This window comes from Brachybacterium sp. (genome assembly GCF_052095815.1).
Taxonomy (GTDB): domain Bacteria; phylum Actinomycetota; class Actinomycetes; order Actinomycetales; family Dermabacteraceae; genus Brachybacterium.
On sequence record NZ_JBQDLF010000075.1, the window covers coordinates 1 to 11,204 of the forward strand.

Below are 11,204 nucleotides of genomic sequence, written 5' to 3' on the forward strand. Positions count from 1 at the left end.
CCTCGTCACCTCCCTCGACCTCGCGACCACCGAGATCCTCCGAGCGGCAGAGCTCACGCTCCCCACCCCCACCTCCGAGCACCGCCCGTCGTCCCGCGACTCCCGCCCCCGGGCAGAAGAGGAGCTCCCCGCATGAACGCCCCCGATCCCCACGACGCCCCGCTCACCCTGGTCACCGGTGCCAGCGGATACATCGGCGGCCGCCTGGTCCCCGCGCTGCTGGAGGCCGGGTTCCGAGTGCGCGCGATGGCGCGGCACGCCGACCGGCTCGAGGACCGACCCTGGCGCGGGCAGGTCGAGGTGGTGGAGGCCGACGTCGGAGACCCGGCGAGCCTGCAGGCCGCGCTCGACGGGGTCGACGTCGCCTACTACCTGATCCATGCGATGGGCGGCGGTCGCAGCTTCGCCGACCGCGACAGGCAGGGCGCCCGCTCCTTCGCCGAGGCGGCCGCACAGGCCGACGTGGAGCGCATCGTCTACCTCGGCGGAATCCATCCCGAGGGTGTGGAGCTCTCGGCGCACATGGCCTCGCGCAAGGAGGTCGGGGACATCCTGCTCGCCGGCGCGGTCCCGGCCGTCGTGCTGCGAGCGGCGGTGATCCTCGGCTCCGGCAGCGCCTCCTTCGAGATCATGCGCCACCTCTCCGAGCGCCTGCCGGTGATGATCGCCCCGCAGTGGCTGCGCAATCGGATACAGCCGCTCGCCGTGCGGGACGTGCTGCACTATCTGGTCGGCGCGGCTCGTCTCGAGGGCGCCCCGAACCGCACCTTCGACATCGGCGGGCCCGACGTGCTGACCTTCGCCGAGCTCCTCCAGGCCTACGCCCGTGCCGCCGGACTGCCGCAGCGGCGGATCCTCACGGTGCCGGTGCTGACCCCGCGCCTGGCCAGCCACTGGATCGGTCTGGTCACCCCGGTGCCCACCGGCATCGCCCGCCCGCTGGTCGAATCGCTCATCCACGAATCGGTCGCCGCCGAGACGGATCTGCGCGGCCTGGTCCCCGATCCCGAGGGAGGCCTGACCGGCGTGGATCGCGCGATCGAGCTGGCACTGGCCCGCATCCGGGAGCTCGACGTCGCCACCGCCTGGCACTCCGCCACGCCCGCCGGCGCCCCGTCCTCCCCGTTGCCCGAAGACCCCGAGTGGTCCGGCGGCATCGTGCGCGGAGACGAGCGCCAGCGCCACGTCGACGCCTCCCCCGAGACCCTGTGGGCGGTGATCGAGGGCATCGGCGGCCGCCGCGGCTGGTACTCCTGGCGCCTGGGGTGGATCTCGCGCGGGCTGATGGACCGCGTCGTCGGCGGCCCCGGGCTGCGCCGCGGTCGCCGCCACCCCGACCGGCTCGCCGTCGGTGACGCCCTGGACTGGTGGCGGGTCGAGCGGCTCGAACGGGGCCGCCTGCTGCGCCTGCGCGCCGAGATGAGGGTGCCGGGACAGGCCTGGCTGGAGCTCGGCGTCCAGGAGGCCGAGGGCGGCGGCGCGATCCTCTACCAGCGCGCGATCTACCACCCGCACGGGCTGCTCGGCGACCTGTACTGGTGGGCCGTGTGGCCCTTCCACGGGATCGTGTTCGGCGGTATGCAGCGCAACATCGCGCGCGCCGCGGAGGACGTCCCGTCCGACCGCCGCAGCGCCGTCGCCGGTGCCGGCTCGGGCACCGGAACCGGTTACGACACCGACACCGACACCGACACCGACACCGACACCGAGGAGACAGCATGACCCGCCCCGCGCGTCCGCTCGCTCGCCAACTCGCCGTGACCGTGAGCTTCCTGCTCGCGATGGTCGGCACCGCGATCGGCGTCGGCGCCTTCGGAGGTGATCAGATCGCCGAGGCCGCCGGCGGGCTGCTCGCCGCCGACTCCACCCACCTCGCACCCGCGAGCTCCGCCTTCATGATCTGGTCCGTGATCTACGCAGGTCTCGGCGCCTACACGCTGTGGCAGTGGCGGGACCGTGAGGATGCGCGCGGCATCGCCCCTCACGCCATCGCCTCGATGCTGCTGAATGCCGCGTGGATCCTCACCATCCAGGCAGGTTGGGTGGCGGTCAGCGTGGTCGTGATCGCGCTGCTGCTGGCGGTCCTCGCCGATATGTTCCGTCGCACCGCCGCCCGAGGCCCCGGCGGGATGCTCGAGCGGATCGCCGTGGACGGCACCTTCGGCCTGTACCTCGGGTGGGTGAGCGTCGCGACCTGCGCCAATATCGCCGCCGCACTCAAGGGCGCCGGGTTCACCGGCTTCGGCATCCCCTCCGTGCTGGCCGTCCTGGTGCTCGCGGTCGTCGCCCTGATCGGGGTGGGCCTGATCGTTGCCGGTCACCGTCCGATCGCCGCCCCGCTGGCGATGATCTGGGGCCTGGCGTGGATCGCCGTCGGCCGGGCGACGGATGAGCCGCATGCCCCTGCCGTGGCGATCGCCGCCGCGGTGGTCGCGACCGTGATCGCTCTCGCGGCCGTCGCGCAGTGGCTCCGCACACCGCGCCGCCCGCAGCCCCGAGAGACCGCGCTCGCCGGTCGGGACGACCGATGAGCCCGCGCACGACCGCCGAGATCCCGACGAGTCGCTACGACCGCGTCGCCCAGCGCAGCGCCGACTGCGTGATCGCCGGGTACTCGACCTCCTTCGGCTGGGCGACCCGGATGCTGGATGAGCCGGTGCGCACCCACGTGCGCAGCATCTACGCCCTGGTCCGCATCGCCGACGAGACGGTCGACGACCCGGATCCCACCTTCCCGGTCGCGGAGCGGTCCCGGCTGCTGGAGGACCTCGCCGCGGAGGCGGCACGCGCGGTGGCCGGCGCCCGCTCCACCAACCTCGTGGTGCAGGCCTACGCCCTCACGGCGCGGCGCTGCGGGATCGGCCCCGAGCTCCTCGACCCCTTCTTCGCGTCGATGCGCGCGGATCTCGCCGTCTCCCGTCATGACGAGGCGAGCCTCGCGGAGTACGTGCACGGCTCCGCCGAGGTGGTGGGGCTGATGTGCCTGCGCGTGTTCTTGGGCGGGGACGATGCCGCCTTTGCACGGCTCGCCCCAGCGGCGAGCGCTCTCGGTGCCGCCTTTCAGAAGGTGAACTTCCTGCGCGACCTCGCCGAGGACCACGACGAGCTGGGCCGCACCTACTTCCCGGGCCTGGAGATCGAGGAATTCGGCGACGCCGAGCGGGACCGCCTGCTCGACGACATCGACACCGACCTCGCACATGCCGCCACCGCCATCCCCCATCTGCCCACCTCGAGCCGCCGCGCGGTGACCGCCGCCCACGGCTTCTACAGCGCCCTCTCGCGCCGGCTGCGCGCCACCCCGGCGCAGCAGATCCGACGCACCCGCGTGCGCGTCCCCGACCATGAGAAGGCAGTGATCGTCGCTCGCGCGCTGCTCGGGGCCCGCCGATGAGCGCCTGCACCGCCGCACCCGGGACGAGCCGGACCGCCGTGGTGATCGGCGGCGGCATCTCGGGTCTGGCCACCGCCGCCCTGCTGGCCCGTGACGGCTTCTCGGTGGACCTCGTCGAGGCACGCGAGCAGGTCGGCGGCCGCGCCGGCAGCTGGGAACAGGACGGGTTCCGCTTCGACACCGGGCCCTCCTGGTATCTGATGCCCGAGGTCTTCGACCACTTCTTCCGCCTGCTGGGGACCTCCGCCGCCGAGCAGCTCGATCTGCAGGTGCTGGATCCCGGCTACCGGGTGTTCTTCGAGGGGCACCAGGAATCGCTCGACATCCGCGCCTCCGCCGCCCGCAACGCCGATGCCTTCGAACGGATCGAATCGGGAGCGGGCCTGCAGCTGGCGAAGCATCTCGACTCCGCCGCCCGCACCTACGACGTGGCCCTCGAACGCTTCCTCTACAGCTCGTTCACCTCGCTGCGACCCTTCCTCTCCGCGCGGGTCGCGCTGCAGGCGCCGCGACTGCTGCAGCTGCTCGCCGAGCCGCTCGAGCGCTTCGTCGCGCGCAGGTTCCGAGACCCGCGGCTGCGTCAGGTGCTCGGCTACCCGGCGGTGTTCCTGGGCTCCTCCCCGGACCGCACCCCGAGCATGTACCACCTGATGAGCGCCCTGGACCTCACCGGCGGGGTGATGTATCCGCAGGGCGGTTTCACCCATCTGATCGAAGCGATCACCGCTCTGGCCGTTCAGCAGGGCGTGCGCGTGCACACCTCGACGCGCGCCACCCGGATCCTCACCACCCCTGATGCCGCGCGGCCCGGCGGTCGGGGCCGGCCGCGGGCGAGCGGCGTCCAGGTGCAGGGGCCCGACGGGACCACCCGCACGCTGCCCGCCGACGTGGTGGTCGCGACCGCCGACCTGCACCGGGTGGAGACCACCCTGCTGCCGCGGCACCTGCAGACCTTCCCCGACTCCTGGTGGCGGCGCCGCACCCCCGGGCCCGGCGCGGTGCTGGTGATGCTCGGGGTGGAGGGCGAGCTGCCGCAACTGGCGCACCACACCCTGCTGTTCACCCGCGACTGGCGCGAGAACTTCGGCGCCCTGCGCGAGGGGCGTGTGCCCTCCCCCGCCTCGACCTATGTGTGCCGCCCCTCGGCCACCGATCCGTCGGTCGCCCCTGCCGGGCACGAGAACCTCTTCGTGCTGGTGCCCGTTCCCGCTGATCCCGGGCTCGGCCGCGGCGGGCTGGACGGCGCCGGCAGCGCGGCGGTCGAGCGGGTGGCCGACGAGGCCATCACAATGCTCGCCGAGCAGGCCGGGATCCCGGATCTGGCCTCCCGGATCGTGGTGCGCCGCACCGTGGGCCCCGCCGAGTTCTCCGAGGATCTCGGCGCCTGGCAGGGCAGCATGCTCGGCCCCGCGCACACGCTGCGTCAGAGCGCCTTCTTCCGCGCCGGCAACGTCTCGCGGAAGGTCGGCTCGCTGCTCTACGCCGGCTCCAGCACGATCCCGGGCATCGGACTGCCGATGTGCCTGATCAGCGCAGAGCTGGTCGCCAAGCGGCTGCGCGGCGACCGCTCCGCCTCCCCGTTGCCCGAGCCCGCGTCCGCGTCTGGTTCTGCGTCTGCTGAGGAAATCGTCGCATGACCTCATCGGTGTACCTGATCGGCCTGCTGATCCCGGCCGTCTGCATGGGGCTGCTGGACCGACGCTTCGGGCTGGCCCTCTGGCGCGCGCCGCGCCGCACCCTCCTGGTGCTCGCCCTGGGCATCGGATATTTCCTGCTGTGGGACCTCGCCGCGATCGCGGCCGGACACTACGGGATGGGACAGAGCACGCTGATGACCGGGATCATGCTCGCCCCCGAGCTGCCGCTCGAGGAGCTCGTGTTCGTCACCTTCCTGTGCTACTTCACCCTCGTCATGTGGGGACTCCTGGCGAGGCTGGGCAGCGGCCCCCGCGGCCCCCGCGGCCCCCGCGACTCCGCCCGGCGCTCGGCCCCGTCGGCCCCGTCGGCCACGACCCTCGAGGAGGAGCGATGAGCTACGCGGCCCTCGCCGGCCTGTTCCTGATCGGCCCCGTGCTCACCACCGCCCTGGCGCTGATGCTCCGTCGTCCCGGCCGCCGCTGGTGGCTGCTCACGGGCGGGACCATCGCTGTGCTCCTGGTGATGACGGTGCTGTTCGATTCGCTGATGATCGCGGTCGATCTGTTCCGCTTCGAGGAGTCGCTGCTGCTGGGCTGGAGGATCGGGCTGGCCCCGGTGGAGGACCTCGCCTGGCCCCTCGCGGCCGGGCTGCTGCTTCCCTCGCTGTGGCTGCTGCTGACCCCGGAGCGCGAACGATGAGCGCCGTGGCCTCCGCGCCCGGTGCTGCGCGCCAGCTGCTGGCCTCCTCACGCCCTCTGAGCTGGGTCAACACCGCCTATCCCTTCGCGGCCGCGTACCTCCTGGCCGGCGGCGGTGTGGATCTCCCCCTGGTGGTCGGCACGTTGTTCTTCCTGGTGCCCTACAACCTGCTGATGTACGGCGTGAACGATGTGTTCGACCACGAGTCGGACCTCCGAAACCCCCGCAAGGGCGGGATCGAGGGCATCGTCCTGGACCGCCGCTGGCACGCGGTGACGCTCTGGTCGGCGGGGCTGCTCGCGCTGCCGTTCGTGGTGGCGCTGCTGTTGTGGGGCGGGCTGGCGTCTGCGGTGGTGCTGGTGATAGTGGTGGCGGCGGTGGTCGGCTATTCCGCGCCGGGGCTGCGGCTGAAGGAGCGGCCGGTGCTGGACTCGATCACCTCCTCCCTCCATTTCATGGGTCCTGCAGCGTTCGGACTGGCGCTGACCGGGGCACCGGTGGGACTGACCGCTGCGGCGAGCCTCGCAGCATTCTTCCTGTGGGGCATGGCCTCCCACGCCTTCGGCGCGGTCCAGGACGTCCAGCCCGATCGGGCCGCAGGCATCGGCTCGATCGCGACCGTGATCGGGGCGGCGGCGACGGTGCGGCTCTCGATCGGGCTGTACGCCGCAGCCGGGGTGACGATGCTGCTGGCCGGCTGGCCGGCCATGCTCGCGGGGCTGCTCGTGCTCCCCTATCTCCTCAGCACCTGGCCCTTCCGCTCGCTGCCGGACGAGCAGGCCGAGCAGGCGAACCGGGGCTGGCGCCGGTTCTTATGGTTGAACCTGGTCACCGGGTTCCTGCTCACCCAGCTGCTGATCGGGATCGCGCTCACCCGCTGACCGCGCCCGCACGAGCGCGACGATGCCCGATGATGGCACTGTGCCCCGGCCGGGGCGCCGCCGCGAGAACAGGAGCCGAGATGAGATGTGCACTGGTCACCGGAGCCTCCCGAGGGATCGGCCGGGCCACCGCGATCACTCTGAGCGAGCGCGGGGAACGAGTGGCCGTGCACTACGGCACGGATCGGGAGGCGGCGGAGGAGACCCTCGCGCTGCTCCACGGCACAGGCCACGCACTGGTGGGCGGGGATCTCTCCGATCCGGCGACCGCACAGCGGGTGGTCCAGGAGTCCGAGGGCGCGCTGGGGCAGATCGACATCCTGGTCAACAACGCCGGGATCGCCCCCGGCACGGGCACCGACCACCGCGTGGCGGAGATCGACTACGCCACCTGGCAGCAGCGCTTCACCCGGATGCTCGACGTCGATCTCACCGCGCCCGCGAACCTGTCCTACCTGGTCGCCCGCTCGCTGATCTCTCGCGAGGCACCCGGAGTGATCGTGAACGTCGGTTCCCGCGGCGCGTTCCGCGGCGAGAGGGACGCCCCCGGCTACGCCGCGGCGAAGGCCGGGCTGCACGCCCTGGGTCAGTCCCTTTCCCTCGCCCTCGCGCCGCACGGCATCGCCGTCGCGTCGGTCGCCCCGGGATTCATCGGCACCGAGCGCCAGCGACCGAAGCTCGAGGGCGATGGCGGGGACGCCCTGAGGGCGCAGAGCCCGTTCGGACGGGTGGGCACAGCCGAGGAGGTCGCCGCCGCGATCCTCTACCTCACCTCCCCTGCCGCGCAGTGGGCCTCCGGCACGATCCTCGATCTCAACGGCGCCTCGCACCTGCGCACCTGAGCCATCAGTCATCACCGGCATCCGGCATCCGGCATCCGGCATCCGGCCTCCGGTGATCGGACCAGGGGCCCGGCCGGAGCTCGACACTCCTGCCGCCCTCACCGGCCGCGCAGATCTGGGATCTATCATGTGCGGATCCAGCGACCCTGCCGCCTGTGGCACCCCCCGCGCTGGTGGTCCCCTCCGACCCGGCCCCCGCCGCCAGATCTGGAAGCACCCCTATGTCGCGGAAGTCCACTCGTCCGACCGTCGCCACCATCGCCGGTGACCTCGGCATCTCTGCCGCCACGGTGAGCTATGCGCTCAACGGCAAGGCGGGGGTCAGCACGGCGCTGCGCGAGCGGGTTCTCGAGCACGCCCGCACCGTCGGCTGGACCCCGCACTCCGGCGCCCAAGCGCTCCGCCGCGGTCGCAGCGGAAACATCGGACTGGTGCTGATCAGGGACGCGAAGGAGGTCTCTCGCGAGCCGTTCTACGCCTCGGTCACCGCGGGTATCGAATCTGCGACCTCCGCCCATGGCTATGAGCTGATGGTCCGTTTCGTGCCGGGCGGCGGGGACCAGGAGGCGGAGGTGTTCCGCACCTGGGCTCGCCAGCGCCGGGTGGACGGCGTGGTGCTGCTGGACCTCGCCCAGGACGATGCCCGCCCGGCCCTGCTGGAGTCCCTGAACCTCGAGTTCGGCCTGCTGGGCCACTATCAGGGCCCCGAGGACTTCGTGAAGGTGGAATCCGCCGAGGACGCCGACGCCCGCACCGTCGTCGCTCACCTCCTCGAACGCGGCTACAACGGCTGCATCCAGCTCTCCGGCCCGGCCGAGTACGCCCACGAGATGCGCCGCCGCGACCTCATCCAGGAGCTGTGCCTCGAGCACGGGCTCCCGCACACCTGGGCCGCCGGCCGCTACTCGATCGAGGGCGGACGCTCGGCTTTCGCGCAGGTGGACTGCGCGGTGAGCACACGACCGGCCATCATCGCCTCGAGCGATCTGCTGGCGATCGGTGCGCTGCTCAGCGCGCAGGAGGCCGGGATCGACGTGCCGCGCCAGCTGGGTGTGATCAGCTGGGACGACTCGCTGATCGTCGAGGTCATCACCCCCGCGATCACGGCCCTGTCGCGTCGCCCCTTCGAGATGGGGCACAGCGTCGGAGACCTGCTGGTGCGCCGGATCGAAGGGCACCGCAACGAAGCTCAGAGCGACGTCGGGACGGTGCTGCAGGTCACCGAGGCGACGCTGCACCCCCGCGCCTCCACCGGCGGCTGAGCCCGCGGCCGACAGGCCTGGCATCCGTTGACAGCCCCGGCATCTCGTGCCCATACTTACCGAATCGATTAAGCACTGAATCGATTCGGTGACCCTCCGTCAAGGAGAACCCCGATGCGACGACGCACACTTCTGTCCGCAGCCCCGCTCGCCGCCGTGACCGCCGCAGGCCTCGCAGCCTGCAGCTCCAGCTCCGGCGGCGGCTCGAACGACAGTCCGGACACGCTCACCTACTGGGCCTCCAACCAGGGCACCAGCGTCGAGAACGACAAGGAGGTGCTCACCCCGGTCCTCGAGAGATTCACCGAGGAGACCGGCATCGCCGTGGATCTCGAGGTGATCGGCTGGGCCGATCTCCAGACCCGCATCCAGACCGCCATCACCTCCGGCCAGGGCCCCGACGTGGTCAACATCGGCAACACCTGGGGCGTGAGCCTCCAGGCCACCGGTGGCCTCCTCGAGCTGGGCGACGAGCAGTTCGAGGCGCTCGGCGGCCGCGAGCGCTACGTCCCCGCGGCGCTGGCCACCGGCGGCGCGGAAGGCACCGATCCCACCTCGATCCCGCTGTACGGCCTGGCCTACGGCATGTACTACAACGTGCAGATGTTCGAGGATGCCGGCATCGAACCGCCCACCACCTGGGAGGAGATGGTCGAGGCCGCGAAGGCCCTGACCGATGAGGAGGCCGGCGTGTACGGCATGTCCCTCGCCGCGGGCTCCTATACGGAGAACAACCACTTCGCCTTCATCAACGCCACCCAGAACGGCGCCGCGCTGAACACTGCGGACGGCAAGCCGTCCTTCACCGAGGACGGCGTGGTCGACGGCATCATGCGCTACCTGGACCTGATGCAGGAGCACAAGGTCGTCAACCCCTCCAATGCGCAGTTCGACAACGGCACCATGTCCGTCACCGCCTTCGCCAACGGCGAGGCCGCGCTGATCATCAACCAGAACAACGCCAACGCCACCATCGAGTCCAACGGGATGACCCCGGAGCAGTTCGCGGCGGTCCCCTTCCCCGCCCCGGCCGATGCTCCCAGCGACTGCGCCTCGCACCTGGCCGGCATCAACCTCGCGATCATGAAGGACACCAGCAACGAGGAGGGCGCTCTGAAGTTCCTCGCCTTCATGACCTCCGAGGAGACGCAGGCGGAGCTGGGCAAGCCCTTCGCCTCCCTGCCCGTGCTGGTGGACGGAAAGCCCACCTTCACCGAGAACACCGAGCAGGCGGACATGTTCATGGAGATCTACGGCGAGCGCGCGGAGCCGCTGCCGCTGGTGCCGTGGGAGGACCAGTTCGAGACCTCCGTGGGCCAGGCGATGAACAACATGTTCGCCACCATCGCCACCGGCGGCACCGTCAGCCGCGAGGACGTCGTCACCGCCATGCAGACCGCGCAGGACTCGATCCGCATCTGAGGCTCCGAGGGGCCGACGGGGGCACGCTCCCCCGTCGGCCGCCGCGCGCCCGCCACCCCGACGAAGAGAGTCCCATGACCAGCCTGATCGCCCCGAAGGGCACCAAGGCGCCGCCGGAGCGTCCCGACCGGCCGGCCCCGCGGCGTCGCCGCCATCACCTGTTCCCGTACCTGATCATCGCGCCCGCGATGCTGCTCGAGCTGCTGATCCACATCATCCCGATGGCGACCGGGTTCTGGATGAGCTTCATCGAGCTGACCAAGTTCTTCATCCGCCGCTGGACGGAAGCCCCGTTCGCCGGGTTGGAGAACTACCGGATCGCGGTGGATCTGAACACCCCCGTCGGCCAGGAGCTGCTGAACTCCTTCCTGGTGACGCTCGCGTTCACGGCACTCGTGGTGGGCCTCAGCTGGGGCCTGGGGATGGCCGCAGCCGTCGCCCTCCAGCGACCCTTCCGCGGCCGCAGCATCTTCCGCACCCTGTTCCTGATCCCCTACGCCCTGCCGCTGTACGCCTCGGTGATCACCTGGAACTTCATGCTCCAGCGAGACACCGGCGCCGTGAACCACATCCTGGTGGACCAGCTGGGGCTGCTGGACAGCGCCCCGTTCTGGCTGATCGGCGACAACGCCTTCCTCTCCGTGGTGGTGGTCGCGATCTGGCGCATGTGGCCCTTCGCGTTCCTGATGTTCATGGCCGGGCTGCAGTCCGTCCCCGAGGAGCTGTACGAGGCCTCCGCGATGGACGGCGCGAGCCCGCTGCGGCAGTGGCGTTCGGTCACCCTGCCGATGCTGGCTCCGGTCAACCAGACCCTGCTGCTGGTGATGTTCCTCTGGGTGTTCAACGACTTCAACACCCCGTACATGCTGTTCGGGACGGCGCAGCCGCCGGCCGGTGACCTCATCAGCTTCCACATCTACAACGCCTCGTTCCTGTCCTGGGACTTCGGCGTGGGCAGCGCGATGAGCGTGCTCCTGCTGCTGTTCCTGCTGGCGGTGTCGCTGGTGTACCTCTACTTCACCCAGTGGAAGAAGGAGAAGAGCAATGCGTGAGACCGTCGGAGAGA

11 protein-coding genes are annotated in these 11,204 nt (G+C 71.1%); all 11 read left to right on the plus strand.

The genetic code is table 11. From position 1 onward, the window contains the following. Positions 1–132 precede the first annotated feature (132 nt). The 11 genes from ACTH43_RS17730 to ACTH43_RS17780 all read left to right on the plus strand — a co-directional run bounded on the left by ACTH43_RS17730 (position 133) and on the right by ACTH43_RS17780 (position 11,190). Positions 133–1,722, plus strand: a complete 1,590-nt coding sequence (locus ACTH43_RS17730) for an SDR family oxidoreductase (protein ID WP_441446218.1) — start codon at positions 133–135, stop codon at positions 1,720–1,722. Further along, positions 1,719–2,531, plus strand: coding sequence for a TspO/MBR family protein (locus ACTH43_RS17735; RefSeq protein WP_441446219.1), 813 nt, complete (start codon positions 1,719–1,721; stop codon positions 2,529–2,531). The genes ACTH43_RS17730 and ACTH43_RS17735 overlap by 4 nt, the downstream gene beginning before the upstream one ends. Then, the gene (locus ACTH43_RS17740; RefSeq protein ID WP_441446220.1) at positions 2,528–3,394 is read left to right on the plus strand and encodes a phytoene/squalene synthase family protein; all 867 of its coding nucleotides are present in this window, start codon (positions 2,528–2,530) and stop codon (positions 3,392–3,394) included. The genes ACTH43_RS17735 and ACTH43_RS17740 overlap by 4 nt, the downstream gene beginning before the upstream one ends. Further along, the gene (gene crtI / locus ACTH43_RS17745; RefSeq protein ID WP_441446221.1) at positions 3,391–5,031 is read left to right on the plus strand and encodes a phytoene desaturase family protein; all 1,641 of its coding nucleotides are present in this window, start codon (positions 3,391–3,393) and stop codon (positions 5,029–5,031) included. The genes ACTH43_RS17740 and crtI overlap by 4 nt, the downstream gene beginning before the upstream one ends. Continuing rightward, entirely contained in the window at positions 5,028–5,426 is a 399-nt protein-coding gene (locus tag ACTH43_RS17750; protein ID WP_441446222.1) for a lycopene cyclase domain-containing protein, read from the plus strand. Before crtI ends, ACTH43_RS17750 begins: the two co-directional genes overlap by 4 nt. Continuing rightward, positions 5,423–5,731 (plus strand): lycopene cyclase domain-containing protein, encoded by a 309-nt coding sequence (locus ACTH43_RS17755; protein WP_441446223.1) that lies wholly within the window; start codon positions 5,423–5,425, stop codon positions 5,729–5,731. The genes ACTH43_RS17750 and ACTH43_RS17755 overlap by 4 nt, the downstream gene beginning before the upstream one ends. After that, entirely contained in the window at positions 5,728–6,612 is an 885-nt protein-coding gene (locus tag ACTH43_RS17760; RefSeq protein ID WP_299304083.1) for a prenyltransferase, read from the plus strand. The genes ACTH43_RS17755 and ACTH43_RS17760 overlap by 4 nt, the downstream gene beginning before the upstream one ends. Positions 6,613–6,692: 80 nt before the next feature. Continuing rightward, a complete protein-coding gene (locus ACTH43_RS17765) occupies positions 6,693–7,454 on the plus strand; it encodes an SDR family NAD(P)-dependent oxidoreductase (RefSeq protein WP_441446224.1) in 762 nt (253 codons plus the stop codon). A 221-nt stretch (positions 7,455–7,675) separates the two neighbouring features. Continuing rightward, positions 7,676–8,716, plus strand: a complete 1,041-nt coding sequence (locus ACTH43_RS17770) for a LacI family DNA-binding transcriptional regulator (protein ID WP_441446225.1) — start codon at positions 7,676–7,678, stop codon at positions 8,714–8,716. 114 nt (positions 8,717–8,830) lie between these two features. Continuing rightward, complete coding sequence (locus ACTH43_RS17775) at positions 8,831–10,138, plus strand: ABC transporter substrate-binding protein (RefSeq protein WP_441446226.1); 1,308 nt, start codon at positions 8,831–8,833, stop codon at positions 10,136–10,138. A gap of 74 nt (positions 10,139–10,212) precedes the next feature. Continuing rightward, entirely contained in the window at positions 10,213–11,190 is a 978-nt protein-coding gene (locus tag ACTH43_RS17780; protein WP_441446227.1) for a carbohydrate ABC transporter permease, read from the plus strand. Positions 11,191–11,204 lie beyond the last annotated feature (14 nt).

Bases quoted from the DNA above. Each gene is read 5' to 3' on its own strand.
- ACTH43_RS17760 (WP_299304083.1), top strand. From the start codon at position 5,728: ATGAGCGCCGTGGCCTCCGCGCCCGGTGCTGCGCGCCAGCTGCTGGCC.
- ACTH43_RS17775 (WP_441446226.1), top strand. From the start codon at position 8,831: ATGCGACGACGCACACTTCTGTCCGCAGCCCCGCTCGCCGCCGTGACC.
- ACTH43_RS17735 (WP_441446219.1), top strand. From the start codon at position 1,719: ATGACCCGCCCCGCGCGTCCGCTCGCTCGCCAACTCGCCGTGACCGTG.
- ACTH43_RS17730 (WP_441446218.1), top strand. From the start codon at position 133: ATGAACGCCCCCGATCCCCACGACGCCCCGCTCACCCTGGTCACCGGT.
- crtI (WP_441446221.1), top strand. From the start codon at position 3,391: ATGAGCGCCTGCACCGCCGCACCCGGGACGAGCCGGACCGCCGTGGTG.
- ACTH43_RS17770 (WP_441446225.1), top strand. From the start codon at position 7,676: ATGTCGCGGAAGTCCACTCGTCCGACCGTCGCCACCATCGCCGGTGAC.
- ACTH43_RS17750 (WP_441446222.1), top strand. From the start codon at position 5,028: ATGACCTCATCGGTGTACCTGATCGGCCTGCTGATCCCGGCCGTCTGC.
- ACTH43_RS17755 (WP_441446223.1), top strand. From the start codon at position 5,423: ATGAGCTACGCGGCCCTCGCCGGCCTGTTCCTGATCGGCCCCGTGCTC.
- ACTH43_RS17740 (WP_441446220.1), top strand. From the start codon at position 2,528: ATGAGCCCGCGCACGACCGCCGAGATCCCGACGAGTCGCTACGACCGC.
- ACTH43_RS17765 (WP_441446224.1), top strand. From the start codon at position 6,693: ATGAGATGTGCACTGGTCACCGGAGCCTCCCGAGGGATCGGCCGGGCC.
- ACTH43_RS17780 (WP_441446227.1), top strand. From the start codon at position 10,213: ATGACCAGCCTGATCGCCCCGAAGGGCACCAAGGCGCCGCCGGAGCGT.